General features: G+C 38.2%; 23 protein-coding genes and 1 pseudogene. 4 read left to right on the plus strand and 20 right to left on the minus strand.

Features of this window, described 5'->3' with window-relative positions; all coding sequences use genetic code 11:
- Positions 1–130: 130 nt before the first annotated feature.
- A complete protein-coding gene (locus T501_RS17765; RefSeq protein WP_044916653.1) occupies positions 131–1,306 on the minus strand; it encodes an IS110 family RNA-guided transposase in 1,176 nt (391 codons plus the stop codon).
- 289 nt (positions 1,307–1,595) lie between these two features.
- Between T501_RS17765 and T501_RS17770 the strand changes: the two genes are divergently transcribed.
- Positions 1,596–1,874 carry an HU family DNA-binding protein gene (locus T501_RS17770; RefSeq protein ID WP_044916654.1) on the plus strand — a complete coding sequence of 93 codons (279 nt, stop codon included), beginning with the start codon at positions 1,596–1,598 and terminating at the stop codon, positions 1,872–1,874.
- A 138-nt stretch (positions 1,875–2,012) separates the two neighbouring features.
- Here the strand turns inward: T501_RS17770 and T501_RS17775 are convergent, their stop codons facing one another.
- The 10 genes and pseudogenes from T501_RS17775 to T501_RS21620 all read right to left on the minus strand — a co-directional run bounded on the left by T501_RS17775 (position 2,013) and on the right by T501_RS21620 (position 11,383).
- Positions 2,013–3,446: an AAA family ATPase gene (locus tag T501_RS17775; protein ID WP_044916657.1), complete on the minus strand. Its 1,434-nt coding sequence runs from the start codon at positions 3,444–3,446 to the stop codon at positions 2,013–2,015.
- A gap of 161 nt (positions 3,447–3,607) precedes the next feature.
- Positions 3,608–4,498, minus strand: a complete 891-nt coding sequence (locus T501_RS20485) for a helix-turn-helix domain-containing protein (RefSeq protein WP_050008391.1) — start codon at positions 4,496–4,498, stop codon at positions 3,608–3,610.
- A gap of 110 nt (positions 4,499–4,608) precedes the next feature.
- Complete coding sequence (locus T501_RS17785) at positions 4,609–5,055, minus strand: hypothetical protein (protein ID WP_044916660.1); 447 nt, start codon at positions 5,053–5,055, stop codon at positions 4,609–4,611.
- 26 nt (positions 5,056–5,081) lie between these two features.
- Positions 5,082–5,522: a hypothetical protein gene (locus T501_RS17790; RefSeq protein ID WP_044916662.1), complete on the minus strand. Its 441-nt coding sequence runs from the start codon at positions 5,520–5,522 to the stop codon at positions 5,082–5,084.
- 279 nt (positions 5,523–5,801) lie between these two features.
- Entirely contained in the window at positions 5,802–6,230 is a 429-nt protein-coding gene (locus T501_RS17795) for a hypothetical protein (protein WP_044916666.1), read from the minus strand.
- Positions 6,231–6,313: 83 nt separating this feature from the next.
- Positions 6,314–6,502, minus strand: a pseudogene (locus T501_RS21060) (DUF4367 domain-containing protein); the annotation flags it as partial.
- A gap of 251 nt (positions 6,503–6,753) precedes the next feature.
- Entirely contained in the window at positions 6,754–7,272 is a 519-nt protein-coding gene (locus T501_RS17800) for a hypothetical protein (protein WP_049945882.1), read from the minus strand.
- A gap of 41 nt (positions 7,273–7,313) precedes the next feature.
- Positions 7,314–8,789 carry a S41 family peptidase gene (locus tag T501_RS17805; RefSeq protein ID WP_044916668.1) on the minus strand — a complete coding sequence of 492 codons (1,476 nt, stop codon included), beginning with the start codon at positions 8,787–8,789 and terminating at the stop codon, positions 7,314–7,316.
- A 24-nt stretch (positions 8,790–8,813) separates the two neighbouring features.
- Positions 8,814–11,138 carry an ABC transporter substrate-binding protein gene (locus T501_RS17810; RefSeq protein ID WP_044916670.1) on the minus strand — a complete coding sequence of 775 codons (2,325 nt, stop codon included), beginning with the start codon at positions 11,136–11,138 and terminating at the stop codon, positions 8,814–8,816.
- A gap of 68 nt (positions 11,139–11,206) precedes the next feature.
- Positions 11,207–11,383, minus strand: a complete 177-nt coding sequence (locus T501_RS21620; protein WP_155994919.1) for a hypothetical protein — start codon at positions 11,381–11,383, stop codon at positions 11,207–11,209.
- Between the two features lie 336 nt (positions 11,384–11,719).
- Between T501_RS21620 and T501_RS17815 the strand changes: the two genes are divergently transcribed.
- The gene (locus tag T501_RS17815) at positions 11,720–12,424 is read left to right on the plus strand and encodes a response regulator transcription factor (RefSeq protein ID WP_044916672.1); all 705 of its coding nucleotides are present in this window, start codon (positions 11,720–11,722) and stop codon (positions 12,422–12,424) included.
- Positions 12,417–13,718 carry a sensor histidine kinase gene (locus T501_RS17820; RefSeq protein WP_044916674.1) on the plus strand — a complete coding sequence of 434 codons (1,302 nt, stop codon included), beginning with the start codon at positions 12,417–12,419 and terminating at the stop codon, positions 13,716–13,718. Before T501_RS17815 ends, T501_RS17820 begins: the two co-directional genes overlap by 8 nt.
- Positions 13,719–13,752: 34 nt before the next feature.
- Here the strand turns inward: T501_RS17820 and T501_RS17825 are convergent, their stop codons facing one another.
- From T501_RS17825 to T501_RS17855, 8 genes are all read right to left on the minus strand, one after another.
- The gene (locus T501_RS17825) at positions 13,753–15,570 is read right to left on the minus strand and encodes an ABC transporter ATP-binding protein (RefSeq protein WP_050008392.1); all 1,818 of its coding nucleotides are present in this window, start codon (positions 15,568–15,570) and stop codon (positions 13,753–13,755) included.
- Positions 15,563–16,510, minus strand: a complete 948-nt coding sequence (locus T501_RS20490; protein ID WP_050008393.1) for an ABC transporter ATP-binding protein — start codon at positions 16,508–16,510, stop codon at positions 15,563–15,565. Before T501_RS20490 ends, T501_RS17825 begins: the two co-directional genes overlap by 8 nt.
- Positions 16,458–17,453 (minus strand): ABC transporter ATP-binding protein, encoded by a 996-nt coding sequence (locus T501_RS21860; RefSeq protein ID WP_050008394.1) that lies wholly within the window; start codon positions 17,451–17,453, stop codon positions 16,458–16,460. The genes T501_RS20490 and T501_RS21860 overlap by 53 nt, the downstream gene beginning before the upstream one ends.
- A gap of 27 nt (positions 17,454–17,480) precedes the next feature.
- A complete protein-coding gene (locus T501_RS17835; protein WP_155831501.1) occupies positions 17,481–17,654 on the minus strand; it encodes a hypothetical protein in 174 nt (57 codons plus the stop codon).
- Between the two features lie 49 nt (positions 17,655–17,703).
- Entirely contained in the window at positions 17,704–18,846 is a 1,143-nt protein-coding gene (locus T501_RS17840) for a sensor histidine kinase (RefSeq protein WP_044916680.1), read from the minus strand.
- Positions 18,843–19,061: a hypothetical protein gene (locus T501_RS21865; protein WP_044916683.1), complete on the minus strand. Its 219-nt coding sequence runs from the start codon at positions 19,059–19,061 to the stop codon at positions 18,843–18,845. The genes T501_RS17840 and T501_RS21865 overlap by 4 nt, the downstream gene beginning before the upstream one ends.
- Before the next feature lie 172 nt (positions 19,062–19,233).
- Positions 19,234–19,710 carry a GNAT family N-acetyltransferase gene (locus T501_RS17850; RefSeq protein ID WP_044916686.1) on the minus strand — a complete coding sequence of 159 codons (477 nt, stop codon included), beginning with the start codon at positions 19,708–19,710 and terminating at the stop codon, positions 19,234–19,236.
- Positions 19,711–19,717: 7 nt separating this feature from the next.
- Positions 19,718–20,224: a GNAT family N-acetyltransferase gene (locus T501_RS17855; protein WP_044916689.1), complete on the minus strand. Its 507-nt coding sequence runs from the start codon at positions 20,222–20,224 to the stop codon at positions 19,718–19,720.
- Positions 20,225–20,437: 213 nt separating this feature from the next.
- Here T501_RS17855 and T501_RS17860 point away from each other — a divergent pair, with 213 nt between their 5' ends.
- On the plus strand, positions 20,438–21,673 hold the full coding sequence (locus tag T501_RS17860) for an MATE family efflux transporter (protein WP_044916691.1): 1,236 nt from the start codon (positions 20,438–20,440) through the stop codon (positions 21,671–21,673).
- Between the two features lie 33 nt (positions 21,674–21,706).
- Here the strand turns inward: T501_RS17860 and T501_RS17865 are convergent, their stop codons facing one another.
- On the minus strand, positions 21,707–22,363 hold the full coding sequence (locus T501_RS17865; protein WP_242845568.1) for an IS630 family transposase: 657 nt from the start codon (positions 22,361–22,363) through the stop codon (positions 21,707–21,709).
- Positions 22,364–22,563 lie beyond the last annotated feature (200 nt).

The following is a 22,563-nucleotide window of genomic DNA, read 5'->3' on the forward strand; positions in this document are numbered from 1 at the left end:
GAGGTGACAAACTATTAGTAGTCAATAGGTTTTAGAGAATATTTTATAATTATTGGTTTGAGGGTAACTTTAATAAACCATCTGAATACACCGTATTTCAGATGGTGACCGGATTTCCTGCCTTTTGATGTTAGCGAAGTTTCTGAGAATTGAAGTCTATGTTTTGCTTTTCTAACGCAAAGATAACTCGTAAAAGCTTCTTTGCAACGTGGGTTATAGCTACCCGATGAGGTTTTCCTTCATGACGCTTCTTGGCATAGTAAGTTGCAAAAGTCATATCGAAGCGAATTAAAGGAAGACAGCAGTTTAGCAAGACATATCGCAATGGAGATGATCCGTGCCTTACCATCTTTCCACCATGAGATTCAGTACCTGAATCATTTACACTTGGTTCAATTCCAGCAAAAGCAAGCATCTGTGCTGGAGATGAAAAGTTGGAAATATCTCCGTATTCTGCGTAGATTACTGCAGCAGAAATAGGACCAATTCCTGGAATGGTCATGAAGTGAGGATGGACTTCGTTTATGAGCCTAATAATCTCACTCTCAAGTGTATTGATTTCTTTGGCCAAGGATTTGTAAAGGGACAGTAAACTTTCAAGTTCGACATCAAATATAGAATTATTGATGCCAACAGTATCAGTAGCTAAACGTTTCAATTCAAGGAACTGTTGAGGAGAAAACTTACCATGAGATATGCGACGTATTTCATTATAGTCAGTTTCGTTCATGGCAGACATGTTCTCAGCAGAGCCGTAGTTTTCTAACAGATATAGAGCTGTTTTAGAAAAACGTTCATTAAAGAATGGCTTGAACTCCGGAAATGTATGATCAAGAACATTTGTGAGTTTAACAAGATATAAGGATCTTTGACGAACAAGCCTGTCACGGAGACGAGTTAATGACTTTAAGGAATAAGCGTGATAAAATCCTTTTGAATGGGGTTTGTACTCAACAGTCATTAACCATCGAGCAATGGATTCACAGTCAACAGAATCGGTTTTTGTACGCCTTAGAGTGGTCGATTTTTTATATTCCGATATCAAGACTGGATTTACTTCCATGAACGTTAGCGAGGCGTTTTCAAGGAAAAGCTCAAGATTCAGGGCATAATGAGATGTTGATTCAAACCCTATTCTTATGTCCTCAGGTGAGGATAAAGAGTTAATAGTTGTGAGTAGTTGATCAAATCCTTCTTTATTGTTTTTAAAAGTGAATTTGGCAACTACAGATTGATCAGCTGCAGCTATAATGCAGCAATCATGTTTGTACTTGGAAATATCAATTCCAGCAAAGTACATAGACATTAAATAAAACCTCCTGATTATTATAGTTGGCACTGTTGTCTACCACAGAGAGATCGACTGTGTAATCACGTAAATCTAAACGTCAAGCGTTAACAAACTAATTACCAGTATTAGACGAAAAGCTGTGGTCTGAGTCACCTCGTACCAGTCAAAGCTGTAATAATATAGAAACAGATCCACAGTGCCTAGATAAATATATCAGAAAAGGATTAGAAGTAGCCCAGAGAACCTGGGAGAAAGGAAGAATCCAATCACTTTTCTAACATGATTGGATTATACGTGAAAAAGTATGAATAAGACTGAACTCGTTGAAGCTATGGCTAAAGAGACTGGCCTTAGCAAGAAGGACACAGAGAAGTCTTTAAAGGCTTTCATCGATGTTGTTTCAAAGCAGCTCAAGAAGAAGGACAAAGTTCAGCTCGTTGGCTTTGGTACTTTTGAGACAGCTAAGAGAGCAGCAAGAAAGGGTAAGAACCCTCAGACTGGTGCCGAGATCAAGATTCCTGCTTCCATCGCTCCTAAGTTTAAGGCTGGTAAGGCTCTTAAGGACCTTGTAAACAAGAAGTAATTAAAGTAACTGCAACTATTAAACCTGTTTTGTAAGGAACGCAAATTAGTCATTACATCATTACAAAAAATTTCGGACTCACTTCCTATGTGGAAATGAGTCCGTTTTCATTTAAAATAATGATACCAGTTACCCTTTTTATGCAAACAAATCATCCAAAGTTATTACATTAACAAATATCCCACTATATGAATTTTTCTTTAAACCATAAGTCGTTACAAGTGTATTCCTGACTACTTTTTTTCGGGAAATCTTTTCCATAACAAGCCTGTCCCTTGTTCGCATCTTTTCTTCATAATTGTAGTCAACTGAAAACTCACCACTATAAAATTTCAGTTCACAGAGGTTCACCACATTATCTGCACGATCTATCAGCAAGTCTATTTGGGTTCCTTCGGAATCATCACTTTTTTCTTTTATCCACATAGACATACTTGCTTCGACGCCATTAATCTCAAGGGCTTTCTTTATCTGAGGATAATGAAGATAACATACATTCTCAAAAGCCAAACCTCTCCAGATATTTAAAACGCTTGAATTAACATTGTGTTGCCAGAAATTTTCTCTATTTCTCTTCCCTTTGATAAAATTTAAATATGTCAGGCAATACGGATCCGACAATCTATATTTTTCTTCTCTTTTGCCGTCTGCAAATGGGATGTACTTTATCAAAAAGTCACTTTCTACAAGTGATGCCAATATCTTGTTAAGCTCGCTGCCCGAGACATCTTTAAACTTTCCGGCTATTTCATTTCTTGTATATCCAATACCCTTTTCAAATAAGAACTCAACGATTTCCCTGGTTTTTGTAGGCTTATCAAATGCTGATGTAAAGAGATTATCATATTCTCCTTTTAGCAAAGGGTTTTCATCGAACAATATCCGGTCAATATTCTGAGCAAGGCTCAACCTTCCATCCATATATCCAAGATAGTAAGGAACTCCACCAAACACCATGTAACTTTGCGTAATATCATATCTTGAAAACTGGATATTTTGGCTTAGGAAGTATTCTTCACACTCTCTTAGTGTAAACGGTAACAACTTAATCTTGTGGGTAATTCTATTATATAGACCACCTTTATTACTTATCAGCTTATTCTGAATCCATGAGTTAGCGCTTCCACATACTATCAGCATGATATTTCCGCGTTCATTGCACCAGCCATTATAGAATTCTTCGAAAGCAGTAATAAATCTGGATCTTTTTGTATCCATCCAGGGGAGTTCATCGATAAAAACTACCTGCTTTGAGCCATCGTCTTTTTCAGTCAGCAGTTTCTTAAGCATAAAGAAGGCTTCAAGCCAACTGGATGGTTTTGCACTTTTTTTCATTCCATACATTTGCAGAGACAAATAAAAGCTTTCAAGCTGGTCGTTTAATGTAACTTTTTCACCTTTTTCATTGACAGGTGACAACCCCGTGTGATGAAAAGCATACCGTCCCCTGAACGTATTGTTTACAAGATACGTCTTTCCTACTCGCCTTCTGCCATAAATAACCACAAAGTCTGACTGGTTTCTTTCGTATAGTCTATTCAATTCATCCTGTTCTTTTATTCTTCCTATCATACTTTAATTATATCTTATTTGTCCTATAAGTCAATTTATATTACCTTATAGGACAAATAAAAGGCTTTTTAAGCCTTTTATTTGTCCTGTTATGTATAAAATATTATTTTTAGGATAATTATATTTATTATTCCATGCCCAATCATTGTACCGGTTCAAAATCAGTTTTTATCAGCATTTCTTTTATCCAAAACCATTAGAATTACCCCTATTGATATGAGCGCACAATATAATATCGCTGTGTACTTGAAAAAAACATGTATAAATACGTCTCCAGTAGTCAGCTCACTAAGCAGCGCCTCATACACCAGCTCCAGGTTAAGTACTACGAGTGAGGCATATGCAGTAACCGGAAAGCTCACGTCATCCTTTATGCTCCTGAAAATCTCAATTGAAATGATCAGAAGATTCAATAGAAAAACTACAAGAAACTGTTTTTCAATAAATGGCCCAACCTGCACAGGCTCCATACCAAAAGGCATCACACCATGCATGATCTTTAAGATGCACCAGCCAAACATAAGAGAACTATATACTCCGCTTATTAGGGAAGCTGCAAATCTTGCAAGATCTGGCCTGGATAGAATCCTCATTGAGGGTTTCCCTCTCGAAGAAATCATCATAAATATGACCATAGCAGCCATGATAGCAAGGATTAATGGATAAAAATCTGCATAAAGTGGGAAAATCGACGGTCCATGGAATATGCCATATCCTGCCACGATGATAATAACTCCATAAATGGTACAAACAAGTGCCCTAAGAAGTATTCTTACTTTCTGCCTGCGCTGCATTTTTAATGTTTTAAGCAGTTCATTAAGAGCAGCTTCCGTGGTCATTTGATTTTTGCTGCCTACGATTATTTCTTCTATACTGATATCAAGAGCATTTGCAAGATTTTCAATTACACCAACATCAGGAAAACTGGCTCCTTTTTCCCACCTCGAAACAGCCTTGTTAGTTACTCCAAGGATATCCCCCAGTTCAGCCTGGGTGTATCCCTTCTTTGTCCTTGCCTCTTTGATTACCTGACCTGTTTTTTGCTTGTTCATGGTTGTCCCTCCAGTTTTCATTCTCATACGAGCAAGCAAAAATTTCAATCTACTGTAGCGAGAACAGGCTTAAATACTGTGATTTTCTCCATTCGAATTTCGCAAGTACTTTATTCAGCCTGATATGTATTCTCGGTATCAAGCAGCCACGGAAGTATAAAAACCATTCCTACCTGTACTATAGGATCAGGGAACCCATCTTCAACAAGATCAACTTCCCCTTCCACATATACATTAAAGTCCGGAGCCAGTTCTATTCCTTTCTGCTCCTTATCCCTCTCAATTATTCCCCCACATACATGGAAAAAGCCTCCACCAAAAATACTTTTTCCTCCATTCTTTTGGCAAAACCAATATGTTTCGCATACTTTCTTAGGAACTACCCCTATCTTCTCGAAAAATGCAACGACTTCTTGTGGCATTTCATCACAAAATTTTATAAAGTTTCTGCATCCATCACACATACAGTCTATCTCCACGGAATTGTCTGAATAGTAAAATTTCCTGGTTCTTTTTACATCAATATCTACAACCGTCCCATTGAAATCTATAATCATATTTCTGTCTCTTTATTCTTTTCAAATTAAGCCAAACGAAATTTAATAGGAAGCAAAATCGCAGTAATAATAAATCCATAAAACGGTGGCAATAAAATACAAATTATTCTTCCATCATCAAGTAAGTCTGAGCCAATCCCATACACCAAGAAACATAGTGCATAAACTATTCCTCCTATTAAACCAGAAATGATCACTCCGGTGATTGCACAATTAACAGCAGACAGGCACTCCTGCTTAGATGAATCACTTCCATCCTTTTTAAAAGCCTTAAAAAATGGACTGACTTTTCCGCTTGCTGCAAGAATCATAAGCGGTATCCCCAACACACATAAAAGAGATGGCAAATCCAAGCTGTGAACAAGTGCTATTAACAACATTTCATCCCAGTAACCATTCACAAAAATTACAAAAATTGCGAACATACATAACCCTACTACAAAAGCTACTACATTTGATTTTTTCATGTGTTCCCTCCCGTATTAAAATTGTAATCAGTACTTACACCGTTTTGATGTTTTGAGAAACCCATTTAAGAATCAGCCTTACAGCCAGGCAAACAATAATAAGCAATATGTATTCTACTACCGATGATAGTATCCCGTATGTATACCACGGGGCAGATAAGACTTCATAATACTCAGGATGCCTATTATACATAAGGATGTTCATGTATATAATTCTAAACAAGCATCCCCACCCCAAATACCAATATCACAGTCAAAACGTAATTACTCTTCCTCATTTCATCTCGCCCTTTCGATGACAAAAGATGCCGGATTATCTATGCTGAGTTTATCTGTAATATCTATCATTTTTCCATCAGCAAACTTATAAACAAGATAAAAACCAGCTTCAGGAATCTCATATCCATCTGAATCTTCTGGCAAAGAGACATACTCCTGATGATGAGTGTCCACGTTATAAATTACTATGGATTGTGCATAAGGTTCTCCACAACATATGTAGCAGCCAGATTCTAAATAGATTGATCCTATAACATATGAATTATCAGAACTTGGAGTTTCATTATCATTAACAGGTTCTGCCTCCTGTGAAAGCTCTACTGTATTCTGTTTTAGAATAACATCATCCTTCCTTGCACATGCACCACATAAAAGCACCAGCCCCAGCAAAAATAATGAAATATTTACTGTTCCAAATACTCTTTTCACCTTCAAATGACCTCCATAAGTTAAGGCTTAATACATGTTACATATTAATAACGCTGACCCCGCCCTTTTCGTGACATATTTTTCTATTTTTTTACAACATTCTCAGCAATTTTTATAAAATCCTCCCTGCTAGCTTTTCCGGTCACATAAAGTGCATAACCATCTATGCTGGTGGCAAGGCTTCCATGTACTCCGTCATGATATAAAAATGCCTGCTGACCATTTATTGTAATGACTTCTTTCTTCATTCCTTCAGTATTCAGGTATGCGTCCCAAGATGTATTCTTTTAGCAATGAAAAATCTCCTTATTCTTGTTATACGGCGTTGTAACCTTTGCCTAAATGTCGGTTCCTTCGACTTATCTAATAAAAATATGGTAGTCGGTCCGTCAGCATCACCAATTATTACATCAGATTCTATTCCCATAAAACCATTATCTCCTCTGGATCATTCTCTGCGTTATTTGCCTCATACCCAACTCTCTCGTTCTACATTCTTTAATTGAATGGCTATGCTGATTCTTTATTCATAGTAATGGAGTCTTCCCATACCTATTGTAGCCCAATGTCTGGCAAGTTCGAGCTCTGAATCAACATAGTCCTGATCATATTCTCCGTCTGCCTTCATTTCTTCAATATCTCTCTGAACCCCCTCTGGAGTTGACTCTCTGGAAATACCAATGCTTATTTCATTAAAGTTATATGCATATCCATTTTCATCATAATCAATTCTGTCATTGTTATGGGATTTCAAAACCTCAACCAAGTCATCAGCGTCGCTATCAAAAGCAGCCATACCATAAATATATGGTTTTATGCATCCATTTTTTCCACCCAGAAATTCTATGAACTGAACTTTGTCACTTTCATCAAAATCGATAGCAAGATCACTATCAAAATAATAATAGCGGTTCTCCCATATATCTGCATTTCCAAGAAGGCTGACGACTTCGCTTTTACTCATCCCCAGCAAAATCTTCTTATCATCCAAAATGATTCCCTCAAGTGAATTTATTATTGCCTTAATTTTGTGTTTTCTCATACCCAATCCTCTCCAATATATTTCTCGTATATCTCATATAATCATTTATTTCGTATCTCCTCGAGACACCGGTCAAGCGGTGTCTCATCCTTGATACACATGATATCCGGATTTGTCCCGGCTACTGCATTTATGCTGCCATCAGGATTTTCTCCAACATTTCCTGAAAATCGTATTAGTAATCCTGAATCAGGAAGTAGGAGCATCACCGGTGTCGGTCCCAAGCCATCACCTGAGGTTTTTGTTCCTACTAATGTCGCCCATCCGGTAGCTTTACAAAAGCAAACAAATTTCTCCGAAGCTGAATACACTCTGTTGCTTATCAGAACCCATTTCTTTATGTCCCTATCAATTATCTCTCCATCAAAGTCTTCCTCTGAAAGAGTCCATGTATTCGTATAATATCGGTCAAGCCCCAACTCTGAAGCCCATTCCGGTGCGTCTGAAAGTTCAGAAACAGGTTTTGATTCAGAATCCGCATAATACTTATTGATTAATGGCGTAGACTTAAAAAATGACCGATATCCAAACTCATATGTACCACCAAAAGGTGCAACCAGATTTTCCATCCAGTATCCATCACTTCCGCCACCATTTAATGTAATATCGAAAATTATATTCTCTGCATCAGGATATTTTTCCAACCCTTCATAAACTATGTTGCTATCCCTGTCCACCAATTCGTAGTGAAAAGATGGAATTTTAATATACAATGCCTTACAATCAGCGATATATTGCATAAAGACATCCGGAAACTGCTCCTGAGTATCCTGCACAAATTGTTCTGATGACTCCGGTATTTTATAACGTTTTGAAAGTTTTGGATCTGTGACTATCTCGTAATATGTCCTCTCAGTTTCTCTGTAATAATCATCATTTACAAATATGTTATATAAAGATGCATAATCCTCGGGTGAAGCGATATTCAGATGTGCAAAGTTTTGTAGTTCAGCTAACATGTTTTGTAACATGCCGTAGAAGTCATCTTCTTTTGTAATATCCTTGGTTTTCTCAGCATATCTGTCGTATATTTCATCAACATCTATGCCTTTATCTTCAAGACATGGCAGGTAAGGATAACTGTTTCGAAGCTCATCCCACAGTACCTCATAATCGCTCATATATGGAGCTTCACCTTTGTCCTGGCCAAAGGTAATGCTAACATCGTTACCGCATAGCACCTTAATCTGCTTTATTAAATTGTCTTTATCATCTTCAGATACCCCGTATGCCCCGGTATCAATAGTAACTTCTTGCACCACTAAATCATCAGATACAACAGTTTCAACCTCTGCATCATCTATGTTTAGCTGTTCCGCTATTACATCTGATAACTGTTTTTCTATATATTTCCCATATTCATCTGCTGTAACCGGTGTAGCATCTGTTAATGATTCTATATCCTCAGGATCTTCAGTTACATTTTGTCCTGCTGGATTATTTCCGCATCCATTCAGTAAAAGCATGATGAATACTGCCCCAATGGTGATTCTCCTAGACCAAAAGCTCTTTACCATACCTTTTCCCCTACTTTACGACCATCATCTATTCTCACTAAGGTAAATGCTAACCCTGCTCTGGATGATATCGGCTACTTCTTCCGCCGATTTCTGATTCTCATAGTAAGCCCCAGCTTCTTCGGTTATTATCTTTTCAATCTGGATTTCATTAGTTGATACATCCGTCACCGATGAAATGAAATCTATCACGGTTTCTGTTTCTTCCTTAGAGAGTTCATCGAGCTGGTATTCCTCATTTCCTATCCCAAGGATATCACCCGTATATACTTCTTCGCCCTTTGAATTAGTATAGTAAGGTCTTTCCTGCGCTTTTGCTGCCATCGCTTCAAGAGCACTTTTCTTTATTGGAAAATCCCTTTGTAATTTATTTCGATAATCATAGTCATAAAAAGACTTCATGAATTCCCAGGCAGCGTCTTTATATTTACAGTTGTGGTTCATTGCTATCTGCATTCTCATGGAGAGGAAGGATTTTCCTCCATCATTTGTTGGATAACCATTAAACTCTACATCCGTGCCAAAGTATCCATCAAGCAGCAGCTTATAGTCCTGAAAAGATGCCAGGGTATAATCCAAAAGAAGAGCTTTATTTTGCCTGAAGTATGTTTCGTATTCTTCCCACTCATCGTTATCTTCATCATCTTCTGTTTCTTCCGGAAACTGATTAATGAATTTCAGAAGATTAACAAAGCCCTCTGAATCAAAACTGCAGGTTCCATTTTCATAATTAATAAAAGTGCTTCCTGTGGTTTCGTAGAAGTCCGTGGCTGCATCTCTTGTCATATAGCCCATTCCGACAACAGGATCAATGCCATTTGCTTCACATATATCTTTATAATTCTCTAGTGTAACCTTCTGATTTCCAAGCTTGTCTTTAGCCGCAACACAGGTATTCACATAAAAAGACGGAACAACGGTATACAGTTCTCCATTTACTCTTGTGGCATCGACCACATTGGGTAAAAGATCAGAGATGCTAATATCAGGATCATTTTCAAAATATGAATCAAGGGGCTCAAACACACCTTTCTTCGCATAATTCTGAAGAGCTGCAGAATGGTAAATCACCATAATATCCGGCCCCTGTCCCTGAACAAATTCCAGCCCCAGCTTATCTACACAGTCAAAATATCCTGACAAATCCGCTCCTGCGCTGTCAGTAGCATAATCAATCAGCTTAAGCCTGTATTTATCACTCTTTTTATTGAATTTGGAGACCTGCTTTCTGACCTCATCAGATATGAAAATGGTTCCAACTGTGATAATCTCTTTTTCCGTAATTTCTGATGGATTGATTTTTGTCAAACTTGCAAGCTCAGATCCTTCATCGGGCATTTCATTTATTACAAAGATTTTTCCGTTTTCATCATCCCCGATATATGTCAGGTAATTTATTACTATATCCGATGACTCAAAGTCACAGACAAGCGTCATCTGCTCGTCCCCAAGATTAAAGGCCTTTATTCCGGAGCGCTCTTCAACATAAAAATCGAAGGCTTTTCCTGGATAGATTCTATTCCCATTCTGAGCATCGTTTGGAATAGAAACCTCTTCATCAAAATCCATCGTATCCGGGTTGAATTTTTTAATGATAAGACCGTTTTCATTGTAGGAATTGTCATATAGATATACGTTGCCATCTCGCAGCGTATATAGATTTCCGAAGTAGTAATCATCAGAAGAATCATCATTTCCCCCTATGATTTCTTCTCCTTCATCGGTGTTTTCATCATAAAATGAAGCTGCGCCTCTACTATAGGTCAGGATTCCCCTCCCCCTAACATAGGCCATGCTCCCTACTGTCTTCTTAGAGTCTGTCTCTGTAAGCGGTTTTTCCCAAATAATATCCCCTTCTGCTGAAAGCTTTACAATAGTAGAAGTCGAATTATCCGCCCTGAATTTTTCTGAGTAGCTAATCTCTTCATCATTTTCATAAGCTTCCAGCCAATCATCGGTGTAAACTGTCTTTACCAGATACAGATTTTCATCTTCGTCAGCTGTCATCTCACAGTATGCGATGTTATAGTCAGATTGAAGCGGAATCTCAGTCACAGTTCCGGAAGCATAATCAACCTTCATTATCTCCGGAGCAGCTTCGCTCCCTTCGTAGTAGCCTATCAGTGTGAAAAAACTGTCCTCTGTGCTGCAACTGCTAATGCAGTAACTACTATCCTTTACAGGTAAGTCGATGTCCTCCCACCGATATACATGATCCTTGTCAATCGCAGGTTCAACATCAGCGTTTTCCTGCAGAGCTGCATTTTCCTTATTTCCACATGCACCAAGGATAGTCATGGTACATATCATGCCCATAGCTAATACACTTGTCCCAAAACTCTTTTTCATAGTCCCCTTTTCTCCCATTTTGAAAGCCTTATCTCAATCTCGTTATGTAATGCCATAAGTATCGACTTTTAAAAACAGTCAACCCATCCACAGCTTTTAATGTCATCAAATGTAACTTCTTTATTTAAACCAGAACCATTAGTTAACGGCTCTGGTTTGGAAGACATCTCCCCAAATGACACTACTGTTATAGTAATTGCCACAACTACCCCCAAGCAGATTACTACCAGCTTTTTTGTATGCATATTATTCCCTCCGCTCCCAACAAAGTTTTCCCGTCTCAAGCATCTTTTAACCCCTTATTTATATAACGCGTGAGCATCCAATTTCGGGACACAAAAATCTGCTTATTTTAAGATTTTCTTCTGCCATATAATCCCAAAATAAGAGTAGAACACCCCATCGTTCCCACTATAGCTCTCCATATCAAACCGGGGATTCCAAATAATGGTGGGAATGGAGATCCTTGCTAAATTCATATTATCATCTATTTTTTCAGATAAATCTTAATAATTCTTAAGTTTTCCAAAGTCGTATAAAATCTATGTTATAGTAAAGAAAAACCATAATAAGGACACATTATGAGCTCACAGACCATACTGATAATTGAAGACGATGAAAGTATAAGAGATAGTGTAGAAATTCTTCTTGAAAGCGAAGGATTTTTAGTATTAAAAGCTGCTTCCGGCGAACAAGGTCTTTCCATGCTAACTGGTAATACAGATCTTGTAATTCTTGACATAATGCTCCCCGGAATGTCCGGTTATCAGGTTTGCGAAGAAATCCGTAAAATTTCTGTTGTCCCTATCCTATTTCTAACTGCCAGATCTGCTGAAGAAGATAAGGTTCTTGGGTTCTCTCTCGGTGGAGATGACTATCTTGTAAAACCATTTTCATATGTTGAATTATCTTCAAGAATACACGCTATGCTAAGAAGACATAAGGAATACGACTCATCAGCATCTCGCATTAGTACCTGCAGTGAAAAATGGCTTGAGCACAATGGCATAAAAATAAACACATGCAAAAACGAGGTGTTCATTGATGGAAATGAAGTATCGCTCACAGAAACTGAATACCAGATTTTACTACTTCTGATCAGCACTTCAGACAAAATCTTTTCAGCACAGGAATTATACGAAGCAGTATGGAATGAAACATATCTCCAGGATTCATCAAATACTGTAATGGTTCATATAAGGAAACTACGAACAAAAATAGAAAAAAATCCACAGGAACCGCGCAGAGTCTTAACTATTTGGGGAAAGGGTTACAAAATTGGCTAAAACTAAGACACGAAGCATTACAAAGAAAATAATGATATTGTTTGCTCTAAGCATGGCAGCTTCGCTTACATTATTTTTTATACTCTTCTCCACAGCAAATTATATTCTGGATGACATATTTCAAAACTCCAATTTTCGAAAAGACATATCTGACCCTCTGGTAAGCCGGTTTCAATACTACGTAACAGAAAAAAATTTAAAGGCGACAGAAACTTTTGCAATCCGTGACTGGGCCGAAGAAAACAAGGTCGACTATTTTACTATATCCAGAGAAAACCTTCTTCTTTATGACAATGCGTACATGGGCAAGATTCCTCTTGGTGATACAGAATCCGAACAACTAAATTACACCAGGCTATATATGAGCAATGTTAGATTTGCCGATGGTGATGCGGATGTTTTCATCTACAAGAATGTTGAACGGAAATACTATTTCACAGCATATGCAATATCAGCCCTACTAAGCGGATGTGCTGGTTTTGTAATAGTTCTGTTTGGAATACAAAAGGAAGTACTTTATATCGTAGAACTTGGAAATGAAGTAAACAAAATGAATTCCGGACTCGAAAATGCCTCATTCCGTGTCATGGGTGATGATGAGATTTCAAGTCTCGCCGGTGCTATAGAGCACATGCGTACTGATCTAATAGAAAAACAAGAAAGTGAACTTAAGATGAAAAAGGCACAGGATAATCTTGTTCTTGGCATGGCTCACGATCTCAGGACTCCTCTAACAAGCCTTATGGCTTACATAGAAATAGTCAAACGACAGGATAACCTGGAAAATGTATCTGGTTATTCCGATAAAGCATTACAAAAAGCATTTGAGATAAAGAATCTGTCAGATCAGTTGTTTGACTTTTTCCTGATTAATTCCGGAGAGAAAGACAAATTTGAAGTAGTTACGGTAGAATATGCATTTAGCGATTATCTTTCAGAACTATGTAATTATCTGGGTACGCAAGGATTTTCTGTAGAAGTGCAGGAACTATCATGGCCAAATCAGAACGTATCCGTATCTTTTGATTACATTGGCAGAATTATGAATAACATCCAGTCAAACATAGTTAAGTATGCGAATAAAACAAAGCCTGTATATCTTGATACCAAATGTGATGGGAAAACTTTCTGTATCTCTGTTGAAAATACAGTTTCTGCCAATGCTAACAACAACTCAAGTAACGGAATTGGACTAAAAAATATCAATTCAATGATGAAAAAAATGAACGGAGATTGCGTTATACATACAACCAAATCCATTTTCATAATTGAGTTGATTATAAATATGCTATGAACTTCATCTCCAAAAGGCCCTGTAGACAGTTCTCTTATGCACTCACATCCCTATAGTATTTCGCTTGCGCCTCAAACATGGTGGCGTATATGCCATCTCGCATTTTTACGAGCTCATCATGTGTGCCGTACTCTGCAATATGTCCATCAGAGAAAACTGCTATTCTGTCACAGAACTTGCAGCTTGATAATCTGTGCGAAATATAAAAAGCGGTTTTACCACCCACAAGGGTGTGGAACTGTTTGTAAACCTCGTATTCAGCCAATGGATCAAGGGCAGAGGTAGGCTCATCCAGGATAACTACAGGGCTATTCTTATATAAAGCCCTTGCAATTGCAATCTTTTGCTGTTCTCCTCCGGAAGGTTCTATTCCCTTTTCATCAAAATACTTGAATAAATTAGTCTTTGCGCCTTTTTCAAGCTCATCAATTCTATCCCTTAGTCCTACAAGGTCAATGTACTCATCAACTTTGCCCTCATCAAGGCTATCAAACGCTATATTCTCGTCTATAGGAAAAGAAAAAAGCTTAAAATCCTGAAATACCGGCGCAAACTGCTTCATATACTGCCTGTAATCGTAGTCCCTTATATCTATTCCATCAACCAGAATCTGACCTTCCGTGGGATCATAAAGCCTGCAAAGCAGCTTAATAAATGTGGTTTTGCCAGCGCCATTTAGACCCACAATAGACAAATGCTCACCGGGTCTAATCTTAATACTGATATCATCAAGGATCTTTTTATCAGTTCCCGGATAGGAAAAAGAAACATGCCTGAATTCGATTTCATGGGGCTTTTTAGAAATCTCTTTTTCTCCCTTGGGAAGAGCCTCAGGATATTCCATAAATAAAACATACTCATAGGCATAGTTGCAATCCTTGATAAGCTCCGTCACATTGTAAACAAGTCCGCTCAAAGTTCCGTTGAGAGCTGCTTCTGTGCTGATTAGCTGCACTAAGGTTCCAATACCATAGACTCCCTTTATAGCCAAAAGAGCTACATAAAAGTATGCTGCAGCACCTTTTATAGCAGATATTACATTAACACCTATACTATATGGAAGCTGGGTTACTGCCTGCCATCTCCAGTGCTTATTGCTCTTATCTGTATTATTTTTCCAGCAGTCCAACATAAGGTTCTGAGCGTCATAAAGACGGATATCCTTACCAAATCTTGGATCTACTATTTCCCAGCCAAAATAGCCAAACAGTCTGTTTACCTTGGATAGTTTTCCAAAGGCTTCAATTTCTATCTTATTCTGCTTGGAAACCACATATAGATTTACCAGCGAGTATATAGCCAAAAGAAGAAGCAGGAGCGGTGCATGAAGAGCTATAACAACCACAAATCCAATGGCTCTGACTATGTTTGTAATGAACATAAAAAGGATTTCAGAAATGCCATAAACTCCCCCTGAGTACCAGCTCATTCCTGTTCTTGCTTTTTCAATCTGATCCAGAGCCTCTTTATCCTCTGTGAGCTGATAATCCAGTTCCATGGAATGTTTCCCCATGAGTATTGAAAAATAGTCATCAAGTCTTTGCTGGTATTTACTCAGTAAAGTATTACTGCGGCTGGTAACCATTGAAATAACGAATTCACCTATAATAAGACTTGCTGCCAGAATAACCAGTTTGCTTAAATTTCTATCACCTACTATCTCATCAACTATTAGAGGCGAAATTATAATTGCCACAAAGGGTTGGAGAATCTGTGAAACTGCCTTTATGCTCTCCCACACGAAGAATCCCGGGTATTTTTTATATGTTGTCGAAAATAAAAGAGCTACAACTTTTCGTATCTTATGGAGAGCAGAAACATTTTCTTTACTGTCTTTGTTTAAGTTAGCCAACCTTCTCTACCTCCTGTTGCATTTCCTCACCTTCCTCATTATCACGGTAATACTGCGCCTGTACATTAAACATATCTGCGTATTTTCCGTTCTTCTCCATAAGCTCATCGTGACTTCCAAGTTCCACCATGCTTCCATTCTCAAACATAACTACTTTGTCACAAAATCTGGTAGAAGCAAGTCTGTGTGAGATATAAACTGCACTCTTTTCTCCGATCATTTCATCAAACTGCTCATAGAGCCTTTGCTCAGCAATGGCATCAAGGGCAGATGTAGGCTCATCCAGGACAACTATCTTAGAGCCTTTATACAGAGCTCTTGCCAGAGCCAGCTTTTGTTTTTCGCCACCGGATAAATCGATACCATCTTCTTCTACAACATTTGTAAGCGGTGTATCAATTCCTTTTATGAGTGAATTTAACTTTTCTTCAAGGCCAGCGGAAATAGCACACTCTTTTGCCCTGGCTCTATTAAGCTCCTCCCTGCTATACATGGCGATATTCTCAGACATAAGGAATGCGAATATCTCAACATTCTGAAATACCGGAGCAAATAGTCTGTAATAATCTTCTCTCCTGTATTTTCTGATATCTGTACCATTGATGGTAATAACACCTTCTGTGGGATCATAGAGTCTTAAGAGGAGCTTTATCATTGTAGTCTTCCCTGCGCCATTTAGTCCTAACACAGCAAGTTTTTCTCCCGGATGAATCTTCAGATTAAGATCCTTAAGAGCATAGGTTTCTGCCTTGGCATACTTGTAGGATACGTTCTTAAATTCAATTTCGTAGGTGTCTGCCTTCGGAATCTCTATGCAGTCTTTTTCATCGTCATCTATATCAAGCTCAATAAAGGATCTGAAATCATCAGTTTCCAGTGATGCCTTCTTATAATCTCCAAAGCGCTGCAGGAGATTTAAAAGTGCCTGAGAAAAAGCCATTGATAGAGACAAAAACAATGTGAAATTTCCTACAGACAAGTCTTTTGTAAATACTGCAAAAAAACAGTACCGCATATATCAGCGCCTTGATCACAACATTCGCTATCTGTGTAACAAAAGAGTTTTTGAACCAAAGCTCATGATGAAGGTCCATTTTTCCCTCTTTATCAAGGTATGTTTCCTCCTGCTTTTTTGAAAGGAACTCAGAGAGATTAAAGAGCCTGATCTCCTTGGCATGGTCACAGTACTGGGTTACTCTCTCCATATAATCAGTTTTTCTCCATGAACCTGAGAGCTTATCCCAAACCTTCTGTTTGTCCTTCTCAACTATTTTCCTATAATACAAAAACTGGATAACGCATAGCACTATCAGCGCCAGAATTAGTCTGAAGTCCAAAACCATAACTGCCACAAATGTGACCACTACGGTAAAAAGACTGGTAAGAAGCTGCTGCATATAACGCATCATACCCTCAACGCCGTTCATGTTGCCACCTGTCGCCTGGGCTGCACGCTCTGCAACATCAAGGACATCCGGTCTTTCAATAAGTTCATATTTAAGTGAAAGAACTCTTGCTATTCTCTCGGTGATCATATGCATGCGTACATATATAAATCTGTACCAGACAAGACAATCCGATAAAACGCTTCCTATATTGAGAAGGCATGCGATAAATCCTGCGGCAAAGATCAGCTTAACAAGTCTTTCCATAGCCTCTTTTTCCGGAAGTCCCATCTGAATAATATCAATTACATATTTACTAAAAATCCCCCAAAAATAAGAAAGAACAGATGAGCAAACCATCCCAAGCAGTACAAGAGCTACTACATCCGGCTTGTACTTAATCATCTTACCTATGATATATCTGGTGTTACTCCATATCCCAAACTCCTTGTGTAATGGATTATCTTTACTTTCTTTGTATTCATCCTCAAGCCACATGGCTACTTCCTCCCGTTTCTACACTTTCTACTTTTCTGACTTTCTTCTGCCATATAAGCCGGAACCCCAAATAACACACCCCAGTATTCCTATAATAGCCCTCCATACCAATCCGGGTATCCCCAATAGTGGTGGGAATGGACATAAAAGAACAAATATAATAATCCATATTCCAACAATACAAAAAATCAAATTTTTCATATATCCCCTCCATAGCTTTTTAATATCTATCTCTTCATAATGATTCCTCTCACTCCATCGGAATCATTCCCTCAGCAACAAACATGTTCTCTTCTACTGATATCTCAAGTGTTCCATTTTGCTCATTCACCAGATCCTGAACGCTTCTTAGTCCAATCCCATGACTGTCTTTGCTCTTTCTGCCATGAATACGCCCATTATCTATATTTACTATTCCGCTAAATGTATTCTTGATCTGCAAAAACAGCATTCCCCCTGAATATTTCATAGTCAGGAAGAGCTTTTTATCTTCTGCTTTTGACGCAGCATCTATCGCATTTTCCAGAAGATTTCCAACAACTACATTAAGCTTGCATCTGGATACATCCATATCCTCCGGAATCTTTATATCGCAGGTAACTTCTATTTGATGGTTCCTGGCATTATCAAGTAGATAGTTGATAAGACTGTCGGTTTCATACTCACCGGTATGTACCAGTTGTTTTGAATCAGCAAATGTCCCTCTTAATTCCTCTATATAGGAACAGATCTTTTCATCTTCACCCTGCTTTGCCAAGCCTTCTATTTCAAACAGATGATGGCGGAGATCATGCCTGAAATTCTCTTCTTTTCTGTTTGAAATGCGCATCAGCTCCATCTCATGCCTATAAGCTTCAACCTCTCGTTCAAGGTATATTTTCCTCATCTTGTCTCCGAGATCAATAGCCAGTCTGTTGTACAATACGATGGACAGCGCTGATATTCCAACAACACATATACAGGCAATCAATCTGTAAATTCCGGATTCCATAGCAGTTTCACAGTATAAGATCACTGCCGCCATAACCGGGAATCCTGATAGGACAATCATCTCTTTTCCGACTACATCCCAGGTCTTTTCCTTGCGGATTGTAACCCCCAGGATTCTTTCCAATATAAGCAGGAAGATTACCGTAAATGGCTGACTGTAGAAATAATCAGAGCTACTCAAAAAAGGTGTAGTTATTGCATAGGCCAGCATATCGCAGGCAGCTCCTAATACAGCAATTATCATGCTTACCAGTATTTTCTTTAGCAGACTGCCCTTATATACACTTGCTATTAGTATCATCAGCAGAATGTTTACAATGAGATTTATGGCCGGCATATGTAAAAGTTCATTAACAGCAATAGTACCCACGAACCAGCTCAAAGAAAATACTTCTCTTTTCACTCTGTTATCTGAATCAAACAGGAGAAAATCCCCCATGCCGCTCCGCATCTGATGTTTTCTATAAGTGATTCGCCTGTATAAAAAATCTCTGTGTCGAAGTTCACACCAATCTGATGCGAATTGTTTACCAGAATGTCTTTTATTTCCTGGCATGTAAGTGATTCGTCATCACATATTGCTATCCTGTAAGTATTCATTACCTCTCCCTTAGGCATTATGTAATCTCATATGCACAAAGAAATTATAGCATCCATATACGCTTGAAAATGGTAATTGTAATAATTAACGCCCAGATTGTAATAATTTACATCTGCACTATGAAATAAGATTTCGCATGTGAAAGAAAAATAAGGTACCGCTAAAACACCGGTACCCATCATCATATAACTATTTAACCATTCTTATTTCTGTAGCACCAAGACTCTTAATCTCTTTTTGTGTCCCATCCTCTTTAAAACCATATTTCTTATAAAAGCTGATAGCTCGAGAATTGTCCTTAAGTACCCACAGCTCTTTTGTATGATAGTCTTTCAGGTGTTCAAGACCTACATCCATGAGTTTCTTAGAAACTCCGGTGCCATAATAATCTGATAAAACATAGATAGCGTTAATTTCTCCAACTCCCGGAGCATCTTTGCCTTTTCCAAAGTAGCAGACAAATCCAACAACCTTATCCCCATCCAAAGCAACATATGTATTCTCAGGCCACTGAAAAGCCCATTCCTCACACTTCTCCAGCGTGAGCTTGTTCAAATAGTCTTTGCTTACAATATTTTCATAGGACTCGTGCCAGGATTTCCAATGCACATATGCTTTACCCTTTTTCTCACTGTCTGTTTCCATCGCTTTTATTATGATTCCCATGCCATAATCACCCTTTCACAATTCTTAATTCCTTAACTTGTTGTGATATTCTGACAGTGCCTCCACGAATAAGTTGTTCGCCTATTTCATGGAATTCCATTTTTGCGTGAAAAGCCATACTTTCTTCATTATATGGAACAGTTGTAATCGCAGCAGCCACTATCTCTATGTCTTTTTCTCTTGCATAATCAAATGCACATTGATAGAGCTTTCGCCCTAAACCTCTTTTCCAGTATTTTTTATCAACAACAACTCGGTCTATATAAAGAAATCTTGGATACCGCTCTTCAAACCATCTATAGCTCCTGAAATCATAGTCCTTAAGTCCTTCTCGTAAAGCAATGACAAAGCCGGCAGGATTCTCATCTACATAGATAACATGAAAGAGCACTGCTTTTTCTGCAAGGTATTCCAGTTCTTCTCTGTCCGTAGGTATTAGGACATTGACATTTTCTTCATTTAGTTTAAGAACATAGTCATAATCCTTAGGTTCTATGCGTGTAATATTTTCCATATATCAGGTTCCAACCCCTCACTACAATCTTTCTATGCCTTTTACCGAAATGGTAAAGACATACATCTAATATATCAGAAAAAGCCCTCAGAAATAATCCTGCAGCTTGTGTACAGATCAAATGAAAAATCTTGTATTTTAACAATTTCATGATAGAATTCAAATCGTGCTTTTGCATGATTGAAAAATGATACACAAAGAAATGAGCTATAAATGAACGAACCAAAACTTGCCATACTAAAAAAGATAAATAAACTGGCTATTCCCGGAATTCTTTCCATGATCCTGTCAACTATCTTTACCATTGCTGACGAAGCAATCGTGGGGCGTATTGATGTAGACGGATATACCGCAGTTTCCATATCTGCCAATATCATATATCAGGTGATAGGGAATCTTGGCGCGATTTCAGTTGCTTTTACCATTCTTTTCGCCAAAAGCATAGGTCAAAAGGATAAAAAAGCATCAGAGCAGATCTTTAATACAATAATTTCCATATCAATTCTAATAGGAATAGTGTCAGAGGTACTGGCTATTTTCTTTGGAAAAGGCCTCATACATGCAATCTATGGAGTATCTGATGGGATCCTTAATGAGGCATACAGTTACCTGGTGATTGCAGGATTAAGCATCGGCATCAACCTGATATGCTTTGTTATGTCAGGCTTCTTTAAGAACATTATGGAACCTAAGATTGCTTTAATAGCAACCAGTGCATCATTACCTGTAAACTTTGTCCTGGATTATGTTTTGGTATTTGGAAAATTTGGATTGCCTAAGCTTAGAGGATCCGGAGCTGCTATCGGAACCATCTGCGGATTATTGGTAGAACTTATAATATACGCTAACTACTTCATTAAGAAGAGTGACTTCCATTACAGCTTTAAAATCAATGGGGATATCCTTAAGAAAACTATGGGATTATTTATTCCTCTGTTAGGGCAGGATTTTGTTGAAAATACAATTTTCGTAATTGTAATAGGTGCCATAATATCAAGATACAACACCGTACTATATGCCACCTATTCAGTGATTAATGCGATCATTATTGCCCTGACGACCATCATGTATGCTTATGCCGGAGCAACCATGACTTTAGTAGGGCAGGCATATAGTTCTAATACAGATAGAAAAGCCTGTAGCCGTTACCCTAAGTATTCCGCAATGATAGCTGTTTTAATTTATGCGGTAATCTTAGTAATTACAGTCATTTTCCCAAGCCAGGTCTGCGGCATTATTACTGACCAGTTCGAAATTTTGGAAAAAGCCATACCGGTAGTTGTGTTCGCACTTTCAGTGCAGATACTGAACATACCTTGTCAGGTCTATAAATATGCGCTTCAGGCAATAGAACAGGAGAAGTGGGTTCTGATTATATCGGTTCTGATGTCAGCAGTATGTTGCATGATTATCTTTATAAATATGTTTGTATTTAAACTAGTGTACTGACACGTTGACAATTAATCAAAGTCGCTCCCTGCCTTAAAGGACAGGGTACAGCGATTTGAGTTTGATTCTTGCATCAGATGTTTTGAATTGCCAATCTACAGTTGCTTTATTTGAATTACGCTCATCTTCCCAAGTGCTGAGTTCTTTTATAAGCAAATCAATATTTGATATCCGTCGTGATAGGCACTGCCTTGTCATAACATTGAGTTCTATTTCGGCAATATCAAGCCAACTTCCATGCTTGGGAGTATAGTGTATCTCTAACTTTTTTAATATCCTGCGAGCTTCTGCAGGAGGAAGGAGTTTGTATAGTGATGCAGGTCTATGTGTGTTCAGGTTATCCATAACAAGGACAATCTTTTCTACATCAGGATACATAACGTCAACAAGGTACTTGATTTCCTCAGCCCAGTCTGTAGCTGTACGATGCTCTCGTACGCTGACATGATGGTTACCACCTAATGGCTCTATAAATGCGAATATGCTGCATGTTCCGTTATGTTTATACTCGGAATCTATGATAGCATCATTTCCTGGTCTCATCGGAAGAGTTTTTCGTACTTCTCCGAGCAGTTGATATGGCTTTTCATCCATGCATACTACTGGAATATTGGGATTATAAGCCCGTTCATAGACATCAAGTACATCCTCCATTGCGGCTACGAATTCCGGGTCGTTTTTCTTCGGGATGCAGTAGTAGGAGTTTTTGTGAGGTCTAAGTTTGTTTTTTTTAAAGCCTTACGGATTGCTTCTCGACTTATAGTCTCATCAGTATCCAGGACAACCTTAAGTTCGTCTTCCAATAAACGGATTGTCCACCTGCTGTGGCCCTCTGGAGCAGGACTACACGCTATTTGGACAAGATGTGCTTCGATTCGACCGTCAACTTT

This window comes from Butyrivibrio sp. WCE2006 (genome assembly GCF_000701985.1).
Taxonomy (GTDB): Bacteria; Bacillota; Clostridia; order Lachnospirales; family Lachnospiraceae; genus Butyrivibrio.

Coding starts and splice junctions, on each gene's coding strand:
- T501_RS17765 (WP_044916653.1), bottom strand. CDS start 1,306: ATGTCTATGTACTTTGCTGGAATTGATATTTCCAAGTACAAACATGAT.
- T501_RS17770 (WP_044916654.1), top strand. CDS start 1,596: ATGAATAAGACTGAACTCGTTGAAGCTATGGCTAAAGAGACTGGCCTT.
- T501_RS17775 (WP_044916657.1), bottom strand. CDS start 3,446: ATGATAGGAAGAATAAAAGAACAGGATGAATTGAATAGACTATACGAA.
- T501_RS20485 (WP_050008391.1), bottom strand. CDS start 4,498: ATGAACAAGCAAAAAACAGGTCAGGTAATCAAAGAGGCAAGGACAAAG.
- T501_RS17785 (WP_044916660.1), bottom strand. CDS start 5,055: ATGATTATAGATTTCAATGGGACGGTTGTAGATATTGATGTAAAAAGA.
- T501_RS17790 (WP_044916662.1), bottom strand. CDS start 5,522: ATGAAAAAATCAAATGTAGTAGCTTTTGTAGTAGGGTTATGTATGTTC.
- T501_RS17800 (WP_049945882.1), bottom strand. CDS start 7,272: ATGAGAAAACACAAAATTAAGGCAATAATAAATTCACTTGAGGGAATC.
- T501_RS17805 (WP_044916668.1), bottom strand. CDS start 8,789: ATGGTAAAGAGCTTTTGGTCTAGGAGAATCACCATTGGGGCAGTATTC.
- T501_RS17810 (WP_044916670.1), bottom strand. CDS start 11,138: ATGAAAAAGAGTTTTGGGACAAGTGTATTAGCTATGGGCATGATATGT.
- T501_RS21620 (WP_155994919.1), bottom strand. CDS start 11,383: ATGCATACAAAAAAGCTGGTAGTAATCTGCTTGGGGGTAGTTGTGGCA.
- T501_RS17815 (WP_044916672.1), top strand. CDS start 11,720: ATGAGCTCACAGACCATACTGATAATTGAAGACGATGAAAGTATAAGA.
- T501_RS20490 (WP_050008393.1), bottom strand. CDS start 16,510: ATGGCTTTTTCTCAGGCACTTTTAAATCTCCTGCAGCGCTTTGGAGAT.
- T501_RS21860 (WP_050008394.1), bottom strand. CDS start 17,453: ATGTGGCTTGAGGATGAATACAAAGAAAGTAAAGATAATCCATTACAC.
- T501_RS17835 (WP_155831501.1), bottom strand. CDS start 17,654: ATGAAAAATTTGATTTTTTGTATTGTTGGAATATGGATTATTATATTT.
- T501_RS21865 (WP_044916683.1), bottom strand. CDS start 19,061: ATGCCTAAGGGAGAGGTAATGAATACTTACAGGATAGCAATATGTGAT.
- T501_RS17850 (WP_044916686.1), bottom strand. CDS start 19,710: ATGGGAATCATAATAAAAGCGATGGAAACAGACAGTGAGAAAAAGGGT.
- T501_RS17855 (WP_044916689.1), bottom strand. CDS start 20,224: ATGGAAAATATTACACGCATAGAACCTAAGGATTATGACTATGTTCTT.
- T501_RS17860 (WP_044916691.1), top strand. CDS start 20,438: ATGAACGAACCAAAACTTGCCATACTAAAAAAGATAAATAAACTGGCT.